Source organism: Methylophilus sp. VKM B-3414, from assembly GCF_032248435.1.
GTDB classification, from domain to species: Bacteria; Pseudomonadota; Gammaproteobacteria; order Burkholderiales; family Methylophilaceae; genus Methylophilus; species Methylophilus glucosoxydans.
Genome location: NZ_JAVTLI010000003.1, coordinates 709502 through 730203 on the forward strand (window position 1 = coordinate 709502; position 20702 = coordinate 730203).

Sequence of the window (20702 nt, forward strand, 5' to 3'; positions counted from 1 at the left end):
CCTTACTCCATTTCTTTGCGCTTACGCTCGTTATTGACGTGAAAAGCGCCATCCAGCACGATTTGGTCACCAGCTTGCAAGCCCTGTAATACTTCCCGGTAACCCTGATAGGTTCTACCGAGGGTGACAGGCATCAGTTTGTATTGCGTTGGTTTCATGGTTTGCACAAAAACATGGTCTGCATTGTTTTCACGCACCACAGCAGTCGCGGGTACAGCCACAACTTTTTCCGGTTTAGCCTCGAGTAGGATGGTGATCAGCATGTCTGGCTTTAACAGCATTTTGCTATTATCGATATTGGCACGCGCCATCACGGTCCGCGTGGCCGGATTAACAATATCGCCCACAAACGCCAGCTTGCCGGTCAATTCGGCATCGCCCAGAGCCGGTACCTCAATATTGATGGTTTGGCCTTCGCTGATATGTGCAATTTGCTGTTCAGGAATCTCGGCAACCGCCCAGACATGCGATAAGTCTGCAATCACAAACAGCTCTTCGGCCGGGGCGACGACTTGCCCCAGTCTGGCATTGCGCGCGATGACCGTGCCGGTGATTTTTGAATTGACCTGGCTGGTAGACATGCCGCTATTGGCCAGACCCAGTTGCGCGATGGCATTAGGCGCCATGCCAAGGACTAGTAACTGGTCGCGGGCAGCATTGACCTCTGCATTGGCGGCATTGAGCTCACCTTCACGGCGCTGCAATTCGGCCGGGCTGATCACGTCGGCTTCAAGCAATTGCTTGGCACGGTCAACGGCCTTTCTATGCAATTGCATCTGCTGGCTGGCTTTAATATAACTCAGTTGATACTGCGCCAGCTCTGTACTTTTGATGGTGGCCAGACGCTGGCCTGCTTTAACTTCGTCGCCCAGATTGACATCGAGTGTACTGATACGACCGGTAATCGACGCCCCTGCACGCGATTCATATTGTTCATCCACCTGGATACGGCCAGGGATGCGCAAAGTATCGACGAACTGTACTTCGGTGACCGGGCCGGCCTTGACGTTGGCTTGTAATTCTTTGGTCAAGGTGACCAGGCTAGGGTCGACGACTTCTTTTTTTTCTGCAACCGGAGCAGGTTTTTCTGAGCACGCGGTAGACATCACAGCCAGCGCGGCGACCAGTAAAGTTGAAAATAACACACGAGACATGACCATCCCCTTAAGGTTGTACCAAATCGGAACCGATGAAACGTTCGATTTGCAAGACACTGAAAAAATAATCGAATTTGGCAATCAGGTAGTCCCGTTTGACTTCACGATTGACGCGTTGTGCATCCAGATACTCCAGAATGCCGCGTTCTCCGAATTTATAAGCCGCTTCAGCGCGACTCAAGGTTGCCTGCGATTGTTGTAACAAGCCGTTTTCAAACGCTTTTAGCTGGTTGCTGGCAATCACGGTCCGTTGATAGGCGCTGTCTATCTCCTTACGCAGTAACAGTTGTTGCTGCTTGATGTTGGCATTGGCTTCCTCAATCCCCGCCACTGCTTGTGCTATCTGGCCTTCGCGCCGGTTCCAGACCGGTAAAGGCACCACCACGCCTACTCTTAAGGTATTCAGGTCCGGGTCTTGCGTGAAGTCTGACTTCACGGTCACCCCGGGGAAACGTAGCGCCTGCTCCAGTTTGAGTTTGGCTTCAGCACTGTCCCTGGCACTCTGCAGCTGTTGCAGGTAAGGATTGTTCTCCGCCGAACGTCTCAATTCGGTGATGTCGGGTAGGTTCGAGATGGTAGGTAACTGCCGCTTGATCTCAAACGCGTCAGGCATATTGCCGATCATGCCATGCAACATGGCTTTGGCTTCGTCAATTCTGGTTTGTGCGCTGGCATAGTCACGTTCAGTGGCCAGTAATTCAGTATCCGCCTTGATCAATTCATATCTGGCCGCTTCGCCTATTTCAACTTTGCGTTTGACGCGGCTTTGTACTTGCTGCAGTAACGCCAGGTTTGCGCCCAGCATTTCCATAATCTGCTGGCGAAGTAACACATTCAAATAAGCCGCTTTAATCTGGTTACGCAAGTCAAAGCTGGTAGTGTGGATGCCTTTCTCGGCGTAATTAAACTGCTGCTCAGCATATTCACGACGGGAGGCGCGTGTGCTAAGAAAGTCCAGTGGCTGGGAAATGGTCACGCCATAGTTCTGGTTGGTCGTACCTGGGGCATTACGATATCTGGCAGGTCCCGCCATGATTTCCAGGTCCGGATTATAGTAAGAACGCGACACGGTAACGCCAGCGGCAGCAGCTGCCGTTTGAGCTTTACTCACTGCAATGGTGGGATTCTCAGCCACGGCTTTGTCCAGCAGCATTTGCAAGTCAAAAGTTTGGCCTTCGGCCAGTGCGAGGGCAGGCAGGCTACACAGCCATCCCAGCCAGTATAAGGTTCGCCAACGAATACAAGACAACATAATGATCCTCATGACAGCGTGCTGTTGACAGCACTCTGTGAATACATATGACACCTGCGTCACATCCTGAGGATGCGCGCAGGCACGACGTCTTTAAACGGATTGCGGAGGCCGGTCTAGCCAGAAGGATAAGAGCAAGTGATAGGAAGAGGATTGATGTTCGGGAGGATGGAACTGGGTTTTATGTAATGGGTAACTGAATCCGGGGAGCAGGATTTTATCAATATCGATTTCGGCAATCTCAAGCATGTCTACCGAGTTGCTCACCTCTCCAAAGTCCGCAGACAAGGCGTCATCGGACGCGTTAGCCAGGCTCGCGACTGTAGTGACGGCGTTGTCAAGCAAGCCGGTCTCGAGCAGGGTAGTGGTGGCCGCCGGTTCGGCGGCCGTTGTTTGCAGTGCAAACAGCAAACACAACACATGTAGAAAATAAAAAATCTTTTGCATGTACAAAATCAGTTCTGTCAGGCAATTCATTGATAGCAATAACTATACCAGCAATTTGCATATCCCTAACGTATTGATTTTAGGCTTGGCTGAAACAAAACACGGGGCCAGGCAGCAATCGCATGACTCGTGTCCATGGTTTTTTTGCACTAAAGCAGTGCAAGAAACACAAAAGCCACCGTTTAGAGTGGCCTTTGTGCGATGAAAGTTCAATCCAAATCAGGCTGAAACAGTTTCCTCTTTAAAATTCAACTGAATCTGGTCATGTTCATCAATATCAATATGGACCTGACCACCATCATTTAGCCTGCCAAACAGCAATTCATCGGCCAGCGCTTTGCGGATCGTATCCTGGATGAGGCGTGCCATCGGTCGCGCACCCATGAGTGGATCGAAGCCTTTTCTGCCCAGATAAGCCTTAAGCTCATCACTGAAGGTGACATCCACTTTTTTCTCATGCAACTGATCTTCAAGCTGCATCAAGAACTTGTCTACCACGCGCAGTATGACTTCCTGGTTCAGGGCGCTGAACGACACGGTCGCATCGAGACGGTTACGGAACTCAGGGCTGAACAAGCGCTTGAGGTCAGCGGCTTCATCAGTGCTGTCCTTGCTGTTGGTAAAGCCTATGCTGGCTTTTGACATGCTTTCTGCACCCGCGTTAGTCGTCATGATAATGGTGACGTTGCGGAAATCCGCCTTGCGGCCATTGTTATCTGTTAGCGTGCCATGATCCATCACCTGCAACAGAATGTTGAAGATGTCAGGATGAGCTTTTTCAATTTCATCTAGCAGCAATACGCAGTATGGTTGCTTGGTGACCGCCTCAGTCAACAAACCGCCCTGGTCAAAGCCGACATAGCCCGGAGGCGCACCAATCAGGCGGGAGACGGCGTGACGCTCCATATACTCGGACATATCAAAGCGCAGCAACTCAATGCCCAGGATGTAAGCCAATTGTTTGGCCACCTCGGTTTTACCGACCCCGGTGGGACCCGCAAACAGGAAGCTGCCAATCGGCTTGTTGCCATTGCCCAAACCGCTGCGAGCCATTTTGACGGCAGAAGACAATACTTCGATTGCCTTGTCCTGACCAAACACCACGGCTTTGAGATCGCGTTCCAGCGTTTTGAGCGCATTGCGGTCATCACTGGAAATATTTTTCGGCGGAATGCGCGCAATCTTGGCAATAATCTCTTCAATCTCTTTATTGCCAATAATTTTTTTCTGCTTGCTCTTGGGCAGAATGCGCTGGGCTGCTCCTGCTTCGTCAATCACGTCAATCGCCTTGTCTGGCAAATGGCGGTCGTTGATGTATTTGGCAGACAATTCAGCGGCCACGGTCAAGGCGCTGGCACTATATTTCACGCTGTGATGCTCTTCGAAGCGAGTTTTGAGGCCTTTGAGAATTTCAATGGTCTCAGCCACGCTAGGCTCTTGCACGTCGATTTTCTGGAAGCGACGAGACAAGGCGTGGTCTTTCTCGAAGATGCCACGGTATTCCTGATAAGTGGTCGCACCTATGCACTTGAGGGAACCGTTGGAGAGCGCTGGCTTGAGCAGGTTGCTGGCATCCAGCGTGCCACCACTGGCAGAGCCGGCGCCAATCAGTGTGTGGATTTCATCAATAAACAAAATCGCATCCGGTTTCTCGGACAATTGTTTCATGACGGCTTTCAAGCGTTGCTCGAAATCACCACGGTATTTGGTGCCAGCCAACAGCGCGCCCATGTCGAGCGAGTACACGGTGGCATTTTCCAGCACTTCTGGAATTTCTTTGTTGACGATGCGTGAAGCCAGGCCTTCTGCAATCGCAGTTTTACCTACGCCTGCCTCACCCACCAGCAGCGGGTTGTTTTTGCGGCGACGGCACAATGTCTGGATCACGCGCTCAAGTTCCAGGCCACGCCCAATCAGCGGATCAATTTTGCCCGCAACGACTTGCGCATTGAGGTTCAGGGTGAAGTTTTCGAGAGCGCCGGTGCTGACACTTTCACCTTCAGTTTCCTGTTCGCTGCTGCTGGATTTTTGCTCGTTTTCCTGGATTTTGGCCACGCCATGTGAAATGAAGTTGACCACATCCAAGCGAGTCACGCCTTGCTGATGCAGGAAGAACACGGCATGCGAATCTTTTTCGCCATAGATTGCGACCAGCACATTGGCGCCCGTCACTTCTTTTTTGCCGGAGGACTGCACATGCAGCATGGCGCGCTGGATGACGCGTTGAAAGCCAAGCGTCGGCTGCGTGTCAACCTCATCGCTGCCAGCCACTGTCGGCGTGTGTTCTTCAATATATTGGCTGAGTTCGCTACGCAGGGTATCAAATTTGGCACCGCAAGCACGCAGGACTTCAGCGGCTGTCGGATTATCTAACATAGCCAATAACAGATGCTCAACCGTAATCAATTCGTGACGCTTTTGTCTCGCGTCCATAAAAGCCATGTGCAGGCTAACTTCAAGTTCTTGAGCAATCATGATGACTTTCCTTAATACACTACACTACAAAAAACGCCGGATTCACAACAGCAACCCTTCGCTAACTGGCAAAAACGATTTGTTTTCTTGTTATCGTGCTTTTTTCAAAAAAATTCAATGCCCCAATCGTACTATTTGCTCAAGTTTAAATGAGTCAAACTGAATGAAACCATGTATTCACATGCTACCACTGCTGCTGATACTTTGAAGCGCAAGAATGTCAGCGTATTTGCCCGATATTCTTGCGATGCCTATTCCCTGCTTCAACCCTGTGTTACGCCGCTTCAATGACGCATTGCAAGGGATGTTGCGCTTCTCTGGCCGACTCCAGCACCTGGTGCATTTTGGTTTCGGCTATGTCTTGTGGGTATACACCGCATACGCCCACACCCTCGGTATGTACTTTGAGCATGATTTGCGTCGCTTGTTCGCGGGTCTTGCTAAAAAAACGCTCAATCACTGCCACCACAAACTCCATCGGGGTGTAGTCATCATTGAGTAACAACACCTTGAACAGTTCGGGAGGTTTGGGTTTGGCAACTTGAGGGGCTACCGCCAAATCACTATCACGCTTGGGTCTTGCCATAGTTTCGTATACCTGTCTTAGGACTTATTTTGCGCCTTGTATTAAAAAATTCAAGTGCTGGATACGGAAGTTAGCCGTGTTTTAAAGATAAATTTTGACGCGCTTGACGATACGATCCTGAGCTTCCAGGATTTCGAGCCGGTGATCACCGATCTTGAAGCTGGTATTCTGCTCGGGAATATCCTCAAAGTGCTCCAGAATCAGTCCATTCAATGTACGTGGACCATCGGTAGGCAACGAGAGTTTCAATTTGCGGTTGAGATCGCGCAACAGACTGCTGCCATCCACCAGCCAGCTGCCATCTTCATGTTGATGAAACTGGCGTTCATGTTCTGGCGTTTGAGTGGTGAACTCACCGACCACTTCTTCCAGAATGTCCTCCAGTGTCAGCAGGCCTTTGAATTCGCCATATTCATCTACCACCAGCGCAATGCGTTCATGGTGCTTCTGGAACTGCTGTAACTGGGTATACAGCGGCGTGCCAGAAGGGATGTAGTAGGGCAGACTCATCGCTGCCTGCAGCAACGCTTTGGTGGGCGCCTGGCCAGTATGGAAGTCGCGCAGGAGCGGCAGTACTTTGCGCACATGTAAAATGCCAACAATGTCTTCATGATCGCCCTGGCGCACTGGCAGCCGCGAGTGGTGGCTACGCACCAGTTGTTCCATGATTTGCTCAATCGGATCATCGAGGTCTATGAATTCCACCATGGTGTGCGCGGTCATCGCATCGTCGACAATAATGTCTTCCAGATCAAGCAAGTTGAGCAAAATGGTCCGGCTTTGTGACGGAATATATTGCCCGGCATCGCTGACAATGCTGCGTAGTTCTTCAGAGGTTACCGCTTGGGCCTGCTCGTCAAAGTTAACGCGTACCCTGAGTATTTTCAGGAAGGCTTTCACAAACAGATTGACAAACCAGACCACGGGCGTGAATAACCATAATAGCGGGTAGAGCAGGTAACTGCTGGCAAAGCCCAGTTTTTCGGCATGGGCAGCGGCAATCACTTTTGGCGAAATCTCACTGAACACCAGAATGGCAAAAGTGATGGCCAGCGAGCCAAACATCAGCACATAGTCGCCCTCACCAAACAGACGCTCGGAAATAATCACTTCCAGCGTCGAGGATCCCACAATACAAAACGTGTTGCCCAGCAGGATGGCACCCAGAGTTTTGTCGGTTTGCGCAATCAAGCGGCTTGCCAGTTTAGCCCCGCGGTGACCTTCTTTGGCCAGATGTCGCATGCGGTAACGGTTCAGCGACATTAAACTGGTTTCGGCAATAGAGAAAAAGGCCGTAAAAGCCAGCAACAGCAATAGCAGGCAAATCTGCCAGCTTAAGGGGATATTGTCCAAGGGGGCGACGATAAAAACAAGAAGCCACTAGTGTACTCACCAGTGGCTAAAAATCAAGGGAAACCGGGACTAGGCTACGGCTTAGGGGGCGAGGGCGGCTTCGTCTTCTTTCGGTTTTTTCTCGCTGTCACCAATCAGGTTGGCACGGTTAACGCCCAGCCACATGGCAATCGGGCAGGCAACCAATACGGATGAGTAAATGCCGAACAGAATGCCAATGGTCAAGGCCAGTGAGAAGTTGTGCAAGGTTTCGCCACCAAAAAACAGCATGGAACAGACCATGGTCTGCGTCATGATATGGGTGATGATGGTGCGTGACATGGTACGCGTAATCGCATTGTCAATCACTTGCACTGCGCTAGCTTTACGCATTTTCTTGAAGTTTTCACGCACACGGTCAAAGACCACCACAGATTCGTTCACCGAATAACCCAGCACGGCAAGAATCGCGGCGAGCACCGTCAGGTTGAATTCCCACTGGAAGAACGCAAAGAAGCCCAAGATAATAATCACGTCGTGCATGTTGGCGATGATGGCAGCTACCGCAAAACGCCATTCAAAACGCAAGGCCAGGTAACCCATGATGCCTGCGCAGACCAGCAGCAAGGCCAGCGCCCCATTTTCATACAACTCTTCACCCACTTGTGAGCCGACAGACTCCACACGACGGATTTCAGCACCTGCATCCGCGCCTTTCAGGGCCGTCGAGATTTTTTCAGAGAGCTGGGCAATCGATAATTCTTTTTTGACGGGCAGGCGGATCAGCACATCCTGGCTAGAACCAAAGTTCTGCACCGTGACATCTTTCAAGCCAACCGCATCCATGACCTGGCGAATTTGCTCGATATTGGCAGCGGCCGGGTAATGTACTTCCATCACGGTCCCGCCGGTAAAGTCCACCCCATAATTGAGGCCGCGGTGAAACAGGAAGAAAATTGCCAGCACAAACGTGATCAGCGAGATTGAAGTGGTCAGACGCCCGTAACTCATGAACGGGATGTCTTTTTTAATTCTGAATAATTCCATAATGTGTTCTCTTAAATGCGTTTCTAGTCGTGGCAGGTCACGGATTAGCCGATCCGCAGGTGCTCAATCTTGCGGCGATAGCCATACAAGAGATTCACCAGTGCACGAGAAACCAGCACGGCACTAAACATAGAGGTCATAATGCCCAGCACGTGAACCACAGCAAAGCCTTTGATCGGGCCGGTCCCGAACATGAACAGTGCCAGACCTGCAATCAAGGTCGTCACGTTGGAGTCCAGAATCGTATCAAACGCGCGATCGTAACCGGCATGGATACTGGCTTGCGGCGTATTGCCGTTACGCAACTCTTCACGGATACGCTCGTTGATCAGTACGTTGGCGTCAATTGCCATCCCCAGAGCCAGTGCAATCGCGGCCAGGCCAGGCAGGGTGAGTGTGGCTTGCAACATGGAGAGTATGGCGACCAGCAATAGCAGGTTGACGCCCAAAGCCATCACCGAGACGCCCCCAAACACCATGTAGTACACAATCATCATGACCGCAATCGCGGCAAAGCCCCACAGGGTAGAGTGCACACCACGTTTGATGTTTTCTTCACCCATGCTTGGGCCCACAGTACGCTCTTCAATGATTTCCATCGGTGCGGCCAATGCCCCGGCACGTAACAGCAATGAAATGTCTGTGGCTTCCTGCGCGTTGGCCATGCCTGAAATCTGTACGCGGCCACCGCCAATTTCTTCATTGATCACCGGCGCTGTAATCACTTCGGTGCTACCTTTTTCAATCAGCAAAATCGCCATGCGTTTGCCAACGTTTTCACGGGTGACATTTTTAAAGATTCCGGCACCACGGCCATCCAGCGTGACATTCACGACTGAAGCGCCATTTTGGCCATTCACACCAGGCCCTGCATCAGTAATCCGGTCACCGGTCAGCACCACATTCTTTTTCACCAGTACGGGGCGACCTTCACGGTCAGTGAACATTTCATCGCCAAACGGCACCTGTCCGCTTTGCGCTTTTTGCAAGGTCGCCATGTCAGACTTCTCTTCGTCTACCATGCGGATTTCCAGGGTCGCGGTCCGGCCCAGGATTTCCTTCGCCTTGGCGGTATCTTGCACACCAGGCAATTGCACCACAATGCGGTCCATGCCTTGCTGTTGCACGATAGGCTCAGCCACACCCAGCTCGTTAATCCGGTTGTGCAGCGTTTGCAGGTTTTGCTTGAGCGCGAATTCCTGAATGCGTTTTTGCGCCATCACACTCATGCTGGCTGTCAGGTTGAAGTCCTTGTCGCTGCCCGTAATTTTATAAGTCAGGTCAGAATAGTCCTTTGCAAGCAGGTTGCGTGCTTTGGTGGCTTCTGCTTCGGATTCAAATTTCACTACCACCACTTGGCCCTGGCGCTCAATGCCGAAATAATTGACTTTTTCTTTACGCAAGGCCATGCGGAAATCGCCCATTGTGCTTTCTGCGGCTTTATCCAGCGCGGCTTTCATGTCTACTTGCAGCAGAAAGTGCACGCCGCCACGCAAGTCCAGACCCAGATACATCGGCTTGGCGCCTATGCTTTGCAGCCAGTTTGGCGTTTGTGGCACCAGATTGAGCGCGACGGTATAGTCTTTGCCCAGGTTGGCGACCAATTTGTCTTTTGCCAGCAGTTGCGTATCGGTATTGGCAAAACGTACCTTCACGCCGCTCGCATCCATAAACACGCCATCAAACGGAATATCCGCGAGCTTGAGCGTATCCTCCACTTTGCGCAGCAAGCCCTCGTCCAGCTTGAGCGAAGTTTTGGCCGGACTGATTTGTACCGCAGGCGACTCCCCAAAAAAGTTGGGGATCGTGTACAGCAGCCCAATCACAATCACGGTGCCAATCAGCACGAATTTCCATAACGGATAACGGTTCATAACAAACTCTTGTTCAGAATGAAAGGCAAGCGCTTTGCGCTTGCACTAAATGGATAACAGTTAAATCGATTTTAAAGTGCCAGCAGGCAGCAAGGTCTGCACAGTATGTTTCTGTACATGCACCACGGTATTGGCCGCGATTTCGATGCTGACAAAATTTTCACTGACTTTAGTCACTTTGCCGACAATCCCGCCGTTGGTCGCCACTTCATCGCCTGCCTTCAGTGTTTCGAGCATGGATTTATGCTGCTTGGCCTGCTTGACTTGTGGGCGGATCAGCATGAAATAAAACAACACAAAAATGACCACCATAGGCAAAAAGCTCATAAAGTCGGTGGCTGGCGCGCCAGCGGCATAGGCATTGCTGATAAACATAATACTTGTTCCTGAATGAATCTAATAAGTAACTCGCGATTCTAGCACAGGCAAGAGAAGAATAAATGGCGGGGTGTGATTCGAGGATGAATGGGCTTGATTTGCTTAAATGCGTTTTATGAGCGTTCTCGTTCTGGCAGAGGCCGGAATCTAGACGAGGGTAATATTAGCTTGGTTATGATTGAAGCATGAGCGTTAGTAAAGGGAGCGACTGTTCGAGTCCCGCAGCGGCTCACGCATTTTGTGAGCTGCCAGGTCGAGTTTCGTGACCGCTTTTTTTGGCGAGCAACGGAGGGGATAAGCGGAAGCTAGGGTGTCGTGTTCTTTGCTTTCATTCTGATGGACAAGCATAAGAAAGAACGGTCGCCTAAAGGCGAAATAAATCGATCATCGATTCAGCTTATGCCTCAGTGTTTTATTCACCTCTACAAGCATGGAGCTGTTCTTAACGCTTCTCTGCCCGTTTCCGGGCAAATTCCGCCTTAAACGCCTCAAAGCGGTTTTCTTCGATCGCCGCCCGCATGCCTTGCATCAACACCTGGTAATAATGCAGGTTATGGATGGTGTTCAAACGCGCGCCAAGAATCTCGCCGATGCGGTGCAGATGATGCAAATAAGCACGGCTAAAGTGCTGACAGGTATAGCACTCACACTCATCATCCAGTGGGCGTGTATCCGTTTTGTAACTGGCGTTCTTGATCTTCACATCGCCGTATTGCGTGAACAGCCAGCCATTACGGGCGTTACGGGTGGGCATCACACAGTCAAACATATCAATGCCATAGCTGACGGCATCCACCAGGTCTTCAGGGGTGCCGACGCCCATCAGGTAGCGAGGTTTGTCTTTAGGCATTTGTGGCGCGGTATGTGCCAGGATGCGTAACATGTCTTCTTTGGGTTCGCCGACCGAGAGGCCGCCAATGGCATAGCCATCGAAGCCAATCGCTTCCAGGCCCTGGCGTGAGATATCGCGCAGGTCTTCATGCATGCCACCTTGAATGATGCCGAAAAGTGCATTGCCGTTGGTGGGCAGATGCTCGGCACGCAGTTGTGCGACCTGTTCCTGGCCACCCTGCAGGGTCAGGGTATGCGCGATGGTGTGTGTCTGGTAGACATTAAATGCATCGCGACTGCGTTGTGCCCAGCGCAGGCTGAGCTCCATTGACTTGCGTGCCTGGTCGTGACTGGCCGGGTAGGGTGTGCACTCGTCAAAAATCATGACGATGTCACTGTTGAGTACGCGCTGGATGCGCATGGACTCTTCCGGCGTCAGAAAACAGCGGTCGCCGTTAATGGGGGACTGGAACTTGACACCTTCTTCGGTAATTTTGCGCAAGTCGCCCAGGCTCCACACCTGAAAACCGCCTGAGTCTGTGAGGATAGGCTTGTCCCAACCCATAAACTTGTGCAGGCCATCATGCGCTGCAATCACTTCCAGGCCTGGCCGTAACCACAAATGAAAAGTATTGCCGAGCACAATATGGGCTTGAATCTCATTGAGCTCCTGTGGAGACATGGCTTTAACCGTGCCGTAGGTGCCCACAGGCATAAAGGCCGGCGTTTGGACTTCACCATGGGGCAGGCTGACGGTGCCGCGGCGGGCAAGGCCGTCGGTATTGTGTAAGGAAAACTGCATGAACGCGCGATAACTGGCTTAAATAAAGCGCTATTTTAGCACAGCCGGGATACTTGCTTCTTGCGGAGAAAACCCGCTTGCATGCAGGGGGCACGCTTGCATTTTTTGTGATTGCCCGCAACAATGCAGGTATTCTGCAATTCTGAAAAGTTCCTTATGGTTGAATCACAAAACCGCCAGTCTAGACGCGAACAACACACCAGCCTGCGGCAGCGCGGGATTTACCTGCTACCCAACCTGTTTACCTCAGCTTCGCTATTTGGCGGTTTTTACGCGATTGTGCAGGCGATGAACCAGCACTTTGAGCAGTCAGCGATTGCGATTTTTATTGCCATGGTGATGGATGGCCTGGATGGCCGTGTGGCACGCATGACCAATACCCAAAGTGCGTTTGGCGCTGAATATGACAGCTTGGCAGACATGGTGTCGTTCGGGGTCGCCCCGGCGCTCATCATGTATGTGTGGGCCTTGCAGCCCATGAACAAGCTGGGCTGGATTGCAGCGTTTATTTATGCCGCCTGTGCCGCCTTGCGCCTGGCCCGCTTTAATACCAAGCTGGATGATCCCTTTCAGGACAAGCGCTACTTTCAGGGCTTGCCAAGCCCGGCCGCAGCAGCCTTGATTGCCGGCTTTGTCTGGGTGTCTTATGAATACAATATCGATGGCCGCGAGATTTTCTTTGGCGCCTTGCAGGTGAAATGGATTGCCTGGTTTATCACTATTTTTGCCGCAGGCTCTATGGTCTCTGACCTCAAGTTCTACAGCGGCAAGGATATCAACCTTAGACATTCGGTGCCGTTCGTAGCCATTTTGGCGGTGGTGATGGCCTTTGTGCTGATTTCATACAGCCCGCCAGAAGTGTTGTTTAGCGTGGTGTTCGTGTATGCCTTGTCTGGCTATTACATGTGGGCACGCGAGCGGCTGCAATCCAAAAATACTGCCTAGTGCAGAGTCTTCTCTAAAACGCGCTTGGCTAAGCGCGTTTTTTATTTGACGCTTGCGGTGTGGGCGCGGTTATAGTCATTTAAAGGACAAGCGGGTAAAATCCGGCTGTCAGATTAGGAATATTCATGGAACAAATTATTATTTTTGATACCACGTTGCGTGACGGGGAGCAGAGCCCCGGCGCGGCGATGACTAAAGAAGAAAAAATCCGCATTGCCCGCCAGTTGGAGAAATTGGGCGTGGATGTGATTGAAGCCGGGTTTGCTGCCGCCAGCCCCGGTGATTTTGACGCGATTTCCGAGATCGCCAAGGTGATTAAAACCTCTACCGTTTGCTCCTTGGCACGAGCCAGTGAAAACGATGTGCGCCGTGCCGGCGAGGCGATCAAACATGCCGTCCGTGGCCGTATCCATACCTTTATTGCCACCAGCAAAATCCATATGGAAAACAAGCTGCGCATGACGGAAGACCAGGTGGTTGAGCGTGCTGTGCAAGCCGTCAAATGGGCGCGTGAGTATACTGAGGATGTCGAGTTTTCTGCGGAAGATGCGGTACGCTCAGAGATTGATTTTCTGGTGCGCGTGTTTGAGGCCGTGATTGAAGCAGGCGCCAAAACCATTAACGTCCCGGATACGGTGGGTTACAGCCTGCCTGCGGTGTGGGGCGAGCGCTTTGCCACCTTGATCCAGCGCGTCAAGGGCGCGGACAAAGTGGTCTGGTCTACCCATTGCCATAACGACCTCGGCATGGCGGTCGCCAACTCGCTGTCAGCAGTCATGAATGGTGCACGTCAGGTCGAGTGCACAATCAACGGCCTGGGCGAACGCGCCGGGAATGCCAGCCTAGAAGAAGTCGTGATGGCAATTAAAACCCGTAGCGACATTTTCAACCTGCACACGCGGATTGATACCACGCAAATCGTGCCGTCGTCCAAATTGGTTTCTACCATCACTGGTTACCCTGTGCAACCGAATAAAGCCATTGTCGGTGCCAACGCGTTTGCGCATGAGTCTGGCATCCATCAGGATGGCGTGCTCAAGCATCGTGAGACCTATGAAATCATGCGCGCCGAAGATGTGGGTTGGGGCGCCAATAAATTGACCTTAGGCAAACTGTCTGGCCGCAATGCATTTAGAACCCGGTTGAAAGAGTTGGGCATCGAGCTCGAAAGTGAAGACGCGCTCAATGCGGCGTTTGCGCGCTTTAAAGAGCTGGCTGACAAAAAATCGGAAATCTTTGACGAGGATTTGCACGCGTTGGTCAGTGATGAAGTGGTGCAGGAAAGCCGTGAAATGTTCAAGCTGAGCTACTTGCAAGTGGCCTCGCAAACCGGCGAGATCCCGCACGCGATTTTGACCCTGAGTGTGGATGGTAGCGAGCAGCGTACCGAAGCCAATGGCGGTGGTCCGGTCGATGCGACTTTCAAGGCGATTGAAAACGTGGTGCAAAGTGATTCCGAGTTGCTGCTGTATTCCGTCAACAACATCACCAGTGGCACCGATGCGCAAGGGGAGGTGACCGTGCGTTTATCCAAGGGTGGGCGCATCGTGAATGGTCAGGGCGCCGATACCGATATTGTCGTCGCCTCCGCTAAAGCTTATCTGAATGGCCTCAACAAGCTGTATGCAAAAGCAGAAAAATTGAACCCGCAAGTGTAAGCAGACTCTGAACCAACGCTTGTTGCCTGCGGGCAACAAGCGTTTTCTTTTTTCAACCATGACACCCTGGAAAGGCAAGCCGCAATGACGCAAAGAAATCATTGGTTGTTGGTGACCATTGCGCTGGCTTGTACCTACTTTATCTGGGGCTCAACTTACCTCGCGATTAAGTATGCGATTGAGAGCTTTCCGCCCTTTGTGATGGTGGGGCTGCGTTTTACCATAGCCGGTAGCCTGTTGTATGTCAGTTTGCGCTTGCTCGGGCATGCGCCGCCGACACGCTTGCAGTGGCGTGGAGCGGCCTTGGTTGGCCTGCTGTTGCCCGTGCTGGGCAATGGGACGGTGTCACATGTGCAACTGCATGTGTCCTCCAGCGTGGCTGCGCTGGCGATTGCGACTGCGCCCATCTGGATGGCGATTTTCTCCAGCCTGTGGGGGCACAAAATCAGCCGCCGCGAATGGTTGGGCATTGCGATTGGTCTGATTGGGATTTTGTTGCTGAATACCCGCGGCAGTCTGCAAGGCGACTGGGTCAGTGCCTGCTTGCTGATGTTTGCAGCCGCATGCTGGTCATTGGGATCGGTCTGGGGCAAACATTTGTCTATGCCTTCCGGGCTCATGGGTGCCGCTAGCCAGATGTTGTGTGGCGGGATCATTGCGTTTTTATTCAGTATCGCCTTTGGCGAGCATATGCCTGCGCAGGTGTCGCCCCGGGCATGGGTGGCCCTGGGCTTTATGATAGTGCCTGGGTCTATTATTGCTTTTTCTGCCTACCATTGGTTATTGCATCATGTGCGTCCCCTGGTCGCCAGTAGCAACACCTTTGTCAATCCGGTGGTCGCCTTTGTCGTCGGCGTCTGGTTTGCCGACGAACAGATATACCTCATGGAATATATTTCGCTGGCCGTGATTCTGGTCGGCGTCTTTTTAGTGCTGACGGCAACCAAAGAAGCCGTGCCCGATGAACAGATTGTTTAATGTTGATTAAAGAAATGAAGCGTGATGAAACAAAACCTGGCCTTATTTGACTTGGACAACACCCTGCTGGCAGGGGATAGCGACTATAACTGGAGCGTGTTTTTGATTGGTGAAGGCCTGCTGGATGGCGCGCAGCACAAGGCGCGCAACGAGCAGTTTTACGAAGACTATAAAAACGGCTGTCTGGATATTTATGCTTTTCTCAAGTTCCAGTTGCAGCCTTTGTCGCAACATCCCAAAGCGTTTCTGGATGAGCTGCACAAAAAATATATGACCAACGTCATCCGCCCGATGATGACGCAAAAAGCACAAAACCTGGTCAACCAGCACAAAGCCAACGGTGATTTGTGCATGATCATTACCGCGACTAACAGTTTTGTCACCAAGCCGATTGCCACCGCATACGGCATCGAGCATCTCATTGGCACCGATCCTGAAATGGTGGATGGGCAATATACTGGTGGCGTCAGTGGCACGCCCAGCTTTCAGCAAGGCAAGGTGACGCGTCTGAACGAGTGGCTGGCTGCACGTGGTCAGCGCTTGGCCGATTTTGAGAAAAGCTATTTTTACAGTGATTCACACAACGATTTGCCACTCATGAAACTGGTGACCAATCCGGTCGCTGTGGATGCAGACCCTACGCTTACCGCCTACGCGCAAGGCCAAGGCTGGCCTATCATCAGTCTGCGAAACTAATAAAAGCCGTGTATGCTGGCAGGCGCTTAATAGTTAGCGCCCCAGCACCACGTGTAACACAAAACGGCTACCTATATACGCCAGCAGCAGCAAGACAAAGCCCACCAGCGTCCAGCGGGTGGCGACTTTGCCCCGCCAGCCATATTTAAAGCGCCCAAACAGCAGCCAGGCGTAGATCATCCATGAGGCAATCGAGAACACGGTTTTGTGGTTGAACTGCAAGGGTTTGCCAAAAATTTCTTCACTAAACAACATGCCGCTGATCAAGGTAATCGTCAGCAAGACAAAGCCCACGTGCAACACTTTAAACAGCAGCGCATCAAGCACCAGTAACGGTGGAAAGCCTTGCAGCGCCAGCCAGCTGTTTTTTTGATGCAAGGCGCGCTCGGCCATGCGCATCAGGCACGCATGCAGCGCCGCAAAGGTAAACAGGCTGTAAGCCAGTATGGCGATCAGGATATGCAGGTTAAACAGGGTGAAGCCGTGGGTATCCACATAATAGTCTGTCACCGCAAAGCCTGGCATCAGCACGCAAAGCGCGGCAGGCGGCAAGACGAAGGCCTGCAAGCTGTGTAATGAATGTTTTAAATCGGCCACCCAGTAAATCAATACCGTCAGCCATAAAATCGCCGACAGCGCGTAATACACCCCCAAATTGACTGAGCCGATAGCAAACATATCCCGATAGAGCAGGCCGCCATGCATGACCAGCCCCAGCGCCACCATCGCGCCGTGCAGTTGAAACGGAAAAGCATTTTCATCGACCGGTTTGCCCTGTTTGGCAATGCGCCAGTAATCGAGCGCCACCGCCATATAGACAAACGCGACAATCAGGTAAGGGAGCAGGTGTTGAGTCATGCTTGGCATTATGGCAAAACTCATTGCATTCGCCTAGGGTTACTGCCGCGCAAACGCCGGATGCATGCGCTTTATTGCAAGGGTTGCCCCACCATGATGTAAAATCACTTTATACAAATTTCATGAATGATGAAAGAAAGGCCTTCCATGCTGGAAAACCTGACCGGCCGTTTGCAGGGCGTGATTAAAAACCTGCGCGGCCAAGCCCGTTTGACTGAAGACAATATTGCCGATGCCATGCGCGAAGTCCGCATGGCCCTACTGGAGGCCGACGTGGCCCTGCCAGTAGTTAAAGACTTTATTGCACGCGTGAAAGAGCGTGCTAATGGCCGTGACGTATTGCAAAGCCTCACCCCCGGCCAGGCCGTGATTGAGGTGGTGAATGATGAACTCACCGAGCTCATGGGTAAAGCCAACGTCGGCCTTAACCTGGCCGCCGTGCCGCCTGTGGTGATTTTGATGGCAGGTTTGCAGGGGGCAGGTAAAACCACCACCTCAGGCAAGCTGGCCAAGCTGCTCAAAGAGCAAAAGAAAAAAGTCCTGCTGGCCAGTGCCGACGTCTACCGCCCTGCGGCGATTACCCAGCTGCAAACGCTGGCCAAACAGCTCGAGATCGACTGCTTTGATTCCAACCCACAGCAAAAGCCGCTGGACATTGCTGCGCAGGTCATGGATCAAGCCAAAAAGAATTACTACGATGTGGTGATTTTTGATACGGCCGGTCGTTTAGCCATTGATGAAGCCATGATGGCCGAAATCAAAGACCTGCATGCCTATCTCAAACCCACCGAAACCTTGTTTGTTGTCGACGCCATGCAAGGCCAGGATGCCGTCAACACCGCCAAAGCGTTTGGCGAAACCCTGCCACTCACCGGTGTCATCGTCACCAAGCTGGACGGCGATGCACGTGGCGGTGCCGCGCTCTCTGTGCGCCACGTCACCGGCAAGCCGATCAAGTTTATCGGCGTGAGTGAAAAAGTGGATGGCCTTGAGCCATTCCACCCAGACCGCATGGCGGGCCGTATCTTGGGCATGGGCGATGTCTTAAGCCTGATTGAAGAAGCGCATAAAAAGGTCGACATGGCCGAGGCGCAAAAAGTCGCCGACAAAATCAAGTCTGGTGCCAAGTTTGACCTCGAAGACTTTAAAGCGCAAATGCTGCAAATGCGCAAAATGGGCGGCATGGCCTCACTCATGGACAAAATGCCCAGCCAGATTTCCGGCATGGCGCAAAAGATCAACACCGACGACGTGGATAAATCCATGCGCCGCATCGAAGGCATCATTAATAGTATGACTGCAGAAGAGCGCCGCAAACCCGAGCTGATTAAAGCCACGCGCAAAAAACGGATCGCCGCCGGTAGCGGTGTGCAAGTGCAAGACGTCAACCGCCTGCTCAATCAATTTGAAGAAACGCAAAAGATGATGAAGATGTTTAGCAAAGGCGGCATGGCCAAGATGATGCGAGGCATGGGTGGCATGATGAGCGGAAAATTCCCCGGAATGTAAAGCAAAAAAGCGGGATGAATAAAAAAATAAACTTTTTATACAAAAAAAGCCAAAACAGCATTGACCAAAGTTAATTCATCCTCCATAATCGCGTTCTTTCAAATTTGACGCAAAACAAAGCGGCAGACAAGAAACAGATGGGGTGTTAGCTCAGCTGGTAGAGCAGCGGACTTTTAATCCGTTTGTCGTGGGTTCGATCCCCGCACACCCTACCAAAATATAAAAGACGGCTCGCAGAAATGTGAGCCGTTTTTCTTTTCAGCATACCGAAATATTTAATGAGAGCGCCGGACTCATAATCCGTTGATGCTGTGTTCGACTCACAGAAGCGCCACCATTTCTAGAGAGGCTCAAGGTTAACGCCTTGGGTCTTTTTTGTTTTCTAGGCTGGTTTCACAATCTTTTCACTTTGATATTTCATTATTTCAAATAAATTCTAAAGTTCAATAAGAAGTAATAAGGAAGAAATGTGCTTGACCAAGTTAAAAAATTTTCTATCTTTGTAGCATTTGCAGTAGTCAGTTCATCGGTGAGTGCAGGTAATTACAGCATCAAAGATTTGGGACTTATAAATAATCCACTACTACATAACGTTGATTTCTTAGTGAGTGATATCAATGACAACGGTGTGATATCGGGTACGGCTGTTGTTTCACAAGGCAATTCTTTTTTTCGAATAGCAACAGTTGTTGATTCGAAAGGTATTACAACGCTTTCGGGTATGGATGGTTCCACTTATGCGGGTGGTATAAACTCATCAAACCAAGTAGCCGTAACGTATGACAGGAAAGGGTTTTACCTTGTACCGACAGTTTGGGCTTCAAGTACAACTAATACCATCACAATTTTGAATGAGCCTTTTGCAACTGGGGTTGCAATTAATGATCAAGGAAGTGTTGCTGGTTCAGTGGATATTTCCGGTAAGCAAACGGCAGCGGTCTGGAAAAATAATCAGTTAAATATTCTTGGTTCCTTATATGGTGATACGTCACAGTCTGCTTCAATTAATAATCAAGATTGGGTCGTTGGTCACTCATTTAGATATGATGGTGGAAATGCATCTCACGCAACACTCTGGCGAGATGGCGAAATGATTGATTTAGGAACGCTTGGTGGACGTTATAGCTATGCAAATAGCATTAACGATTTAGGTGATATCGTTGGATATTCTCAATATAGTTTGCATGATTACCTTGCCAACGCGACTCTTTGGAGTAATGGTCAAACGGTTGATTTAGGCAGCCTTGCCAATGCAGGCAGTAAAGCACTTGATATTAATAATCATGGATTAGTTGTTGGTAGTAGTTATCTCGACCAGAATTCAAATGACACTGCTGCAGTCTTATGGGAAAACGGCGTTTTAAAAGATATCAATACATTAGTTTCACCAGGCTCAAATTGGTATCTAAGCTCGGCAATCGCAGTTAATAACTCTGGCCAAATAGTGGGGGAAGGATTCTACAATGGAGAAAAAAGAATTTTTATGTTGAGTATGGTTCCTGAGCCTGTAAACAATGGAATGTTGCTAGCTGGCTTAGGTTTAATTGGTTTAGTTCGATTGCGGAAGAAGCTAAACACGTAATTCGTTTGCCGTGGGTTCGATCCCCGCACACCCATCAAATAAATCAAAGACGGCTTGCAGAAATGTGAGCCGTTTTCCTTTTCTCAATGCCTAACGGTGATTCAGATTTCAGTTTTTCAGCATTTCGCTAATTTCAAAAAACGTAGTTGATTTTCAGAATTCAAGTTTTTCGGCATTTCAGGGTTTCTAGCTAGCTGATCAGTCAGCTTTGCCCGAAACTCACCCTGAATCGCCCCGGCTAGCCTAGATATTTTCGAGCCTCTCGAAATACCGCCGTTCAAACTCTGCGGGAGCG

17 protein-coding genes and 1 tRNA gene are annotated in these 20702 nt (G+C 50.9%); 7 read left to right on the forward strand and 11 right to left on the reverse strand.

Going from position 1 to position 20702, the window contains the following annotated elements:
* Window positions 1-2: 2 nt before the first annotated feature.
* From Q9292_RS05705 to Q9292_RS05750, 10 genes are all read right to left on the reverse strand, one after another.
* A complete protein-coding gene (locus tag Q9292_RS05705; RefSeq protein WP_194748621.1) occupies window positions 3-1154 on the reverse strand; it encodes an efflux RND transporter periplasmic adaptor subunit in 1152 nt (383 codons plus the stop codon).
* 10 nt (window positions 1155-1164) lie between these two features.
* Complete coding sequence (locus tag Q9292_RS05710; RefSeq protein ID WP_194748620.1) at window positions 1165-2409, reverse strand: TolC family protein; 1245 nt, start codon at window positions 2407-2409, stop codon at window positions 1165-1167.
* Between the two features lie 93 nt (window positions 2410-2502).
* Entirely contained in the window at window positions 2503-2856 is a 354-nt protein-coding gene (locus tag Q9292_RS05715; protein ID WP_194748619.1) for a hypothetical protein, read from the reverse strand.
* A gap of 219 nt (window positions 2857-3075) precedes the next feature.
* Window positions 3076-5331 (reverse strand): ATP-dependent Clp protease ATP-binding subunit ClpA, encoded by a 2256-nt coding sequence (gene clpA, locus Q9292_RS05720; RefSeq protein ID WP_313985734.1) that lies wholly within the window; start codon window positions 5329-5331, stop codon window positions 3076-3078.
* 274 nt (window positions 5332-5605) lie between these two features.
* Window positions 5606-5917 (reverse strand): ATP-dependent Clp protease adapter ClpS, encoded by a 312-nt coding sequence (gene clpS / locus Q9292_RS05725; RefSeq protein WP_194748617.1) that lies wholly within the window; start codon window positions 5915-5917, stop codon window positions 5606-5608.
* A gap of 81 nt (window positions 5918-5998) precedes the next feature.
* On the reverse strand, window positions 5999-7270 hold the full coding sequence (locus Q9292_RS05730) for an HlyC/CorC family transporter (protein ID WP_313985737.1): 1272 nt from the start codon (window positions 7268-7270) through the stop codon (window positions 5999-6001).
* A gap of 81 nt (window positions 7271-7351) precedes the next feature.
* The gene (secF, locus tag Q9292_RS05735; RefSeq protein ID WP_194748615.1) at window positions 7352-8296 is read right to left on the reverse strand and encodes a protein translocase subunit SecF; all 945 of its coding nucleotides are present in this window, start codon (window positions 8294-8296) and stop codon (window positions 7352-7354) included.
* 44 nt (window positions 8297-8340) lie between these two features.
* Window positions 8341-10170, reverse strand: coding sequence for a protein translocase subunit SecD (secD, locus tag Q9292_RS05740; protein ID WP_194748614.1), 1830 nt, complete (start codon window positions 10168-10170; stop codon window positions 8341-8343).
* A 60-nt stretch (window positions 10171-10230) separates the two neighbouring features.
* Window positions 10231-10545 carry a preprotein translocase subunit YajC gene (gene yajC, locus Q9292_RS05745; RefSeq protein WP_194748613.1) on the reverse strand — a complete coding sequence of 105 codons (315 nt, stop codon included), beginning with the start codon at window positions 10543-10545 and terminating at the stop codon, window positions 10231-10233.
* Between the two features lie 445 nt (window positions 10546-10990).
* Window positions 10991-12181 (reverse strand): tRNA guanosine(34) transglycosylase Tgt, encoded by a 1191-nt coding sequence (locus Q9292_RS05750; RefSeq protein WP_313985743.1) that lies wholly within the window; start codon window positions 12179-12181, stop codon window positions 10991-10993.
* Window positions 12182-12337: 156 nt separating this feature from the next.
* Here Q9292_RS05750 and pssA point away from each other — a divergent pair, with 156 nt between their 5' ends.
* The 4 genes from pssA to Q9292_RS05770 all read left to right on the forward strand — a co-directional run bounded on the left by pssA (window position 12338) and on the right by Q9292_RS05770 (window position 16458).
* Complete coding sequence (gene pssA, locus Q9292_RS05755) at window positions 12338-13126, forward strand: CDP-diacylglycerol--serine O-phosphatidyltransferase (protein ID WP_313985745.1); 789 nt, start codon at window positions 12338-12340, stop codon at window positions 13124-13126.
* A gap of 125 nt (window positions 13127-13251) precedes the next feature.
* Window positions 13252-14784, forward strand: a complete 1533-nt coding sequence (locus Q9292_RS05760) for a 2-isopropylmalate synthase (protein WP_275356273.1) — start codon at window positions 13252-13254, stop codon at window positions 14782-14784.
* A gap of 84 nt (window positions 14785-14868) precedes the next feature.
* Window positions 14869-15762, forward strand: coding sequence for a drug/metabolite exporter YedA (gene yedA / locus Q9292_RS05765; RefSeq protein ID WP_313985749.1), 894 nt, complete (start codon window positions 14869-14871; stop codon window positions 15760-15762).
* Between the two features lie 24 nt (window positions 15763-15786).
* Window positions 15787-16458, forward strand: a complete 672-nt coding sequence (locus Q9292_RS05770) for an HAD family hydrolase (RefSeq protein ID WP_313985752.1) — start codon at window positions 15787-15789, stop codon at window positions 16456-16458.
* 33 nt (window positions 16459-16491) lie between these two features.
* Here Q9292_RS05770 and Q9292_RS05775 read toward each other — a convergent pair whose 3' ends face one another.
* Complete coding sequence (locus Q9292_RS05775) at window positions 16492-17325, reverse strand: inner membrane protein YpjD (RefSeq protein ID WP_313985825.1); 834 nt, start codon at window positions 17323-17325, stop codon at window positions 16492-16494.
* Window positions 17326-17463: 138 nt separating this feature from the next.
* Between Q9292_RS05775 and ffh the strand changes: the two genes are divergently transcribed.
* From ffh to Q9292_RS05790, 3 genes are all read left to right on the forward strand, one after another.
* Window positions 17464-18825 (forward strand): signal recognition particle protein, encoded by a 1362-nt coding sequence (gene ffh, locus Q9292_RS05780; RefSeq protein WP_313985828.1) that lies wholly within the window; start codon window positions 17464-17466, stop codon window positions 18823-18825.
* A 139-nt stretch (window positions 18826-18964) separates the two neighbouring features.
* Window positions 18965-19040, forward strand: a tRNA-Lys gene (locus Q9292_RS05785).
* Window positions 19041-19294: 254 nt separating this feature from the next.
* Window positions 19295-20407: a hypothetical protein gene (locus tag Q9292_RS05790; RefSeq protein WP_313985755.1), complete on the forward strand. Its 1113-nt coding sequence runs from the start codon at window positions 19295-19297 to the stop codon at window positions 20405-20407.
* The last annotated feature ends 295 nt before the right edge of the window (window positions 20408-20702 follow it).

Coding starts and splice junctions, on each gene's coding strand:
- Q9292_RS05705 (WP_194748621.1), bottom strand. CDS start 1,154: ATGTCTCGTGTGTTATTTTCAACTTTACTGGTCGCCGCGCTGGCTGTG.
- Q9292_RS05710 (WP_194748620.1), bottom strand. CDS start 2,409: ATGTTGTCTTGTATTCGTTGGCGAACCTTATACTGGCTGGGATGGCTG.
- Q9292_RS05715 (WP_194748619.1), bottom strand. CDS start 2,856: ATGCAAAAGATTTTTTATTTTCTACATGTGTTGTGTTTGCTGTTTGCA.
- clpA (WP_313985734.1), bottom strand. CDS start 5,331: ATGATTGCTCAAGAACTTGAAGTTAGCCTGCACATGGCTTTTATGGAC.
- clpS (WP_194748617.1), bottom strand. CDS start 5,917: ATGGCAAGACCCAAGCGTGATAGTGATTTGGCGGTAGCCCCTCAAGTT.
- secF (WP_194748615.1), bottom strand. CDS start 8,296: ATGGAATTATTCAGAATTAAAAAAGACATCCCGTTCATGAGTTACGGG.
- secD (WP_194748614.1), bottom strand. CDS start 10,170: ATGAACCGTTATCCGTTATGGAAATTCGTGCTGATTGGCACCGTGATT.
- yajC (WP_194748613.1), bottom strand. CDS start 10,545: ATGTTTATCAGCAATGCCTATGCCGCTGGCGCGCCAGCCACCGACTTT.
- Q9292_RS05750 (WP_313985743.1), bottom strand. CDS start 12,181: ATGCAGTTTTCCTTACACAATACCGACGGCCTTGCCCGCCGCGGCACC.
- pssA (WP_313985745.1), top strand. CDS start 12,338: ATGGTTGAATCACAAAACCGCCAGTCTAGACGCGAACAACACACCAGC.
- Q9292_RS05760 (WP_275356273.1), top strand. CDS start 13,252: ATGGAACAAATTATTATTTTTGATACCACGTTGCGTGACGGGGAGCAG.
- yedA (WP_313985749.1), top strand. CDS start 14,869: ATGACGCAAAGAAATCATTGGTTGTTGGTGACCATTGCGCTGGCTTGT.
- Q9292_RS05770 (WP_313985752.1), top strand. CDS start 15,787: ATGAAACAAAACCTGGCCTTATTTGACTTGGACAACACCCTGCTGGCA.
- Q9292_RS05775 (WP_313985825.1), bottom strand. CDS start 17,325: ATGCCAAGCATGACTCAACACCTGCTCCCTTACCTGATTGTCGCGTTT.
- ffh (WP_313985828.1), top strand. CDS start 17,464: ATGCTGGAAAACCTGACCGGCCGTTTGCAGGGCGTGATTAAAAACCTG.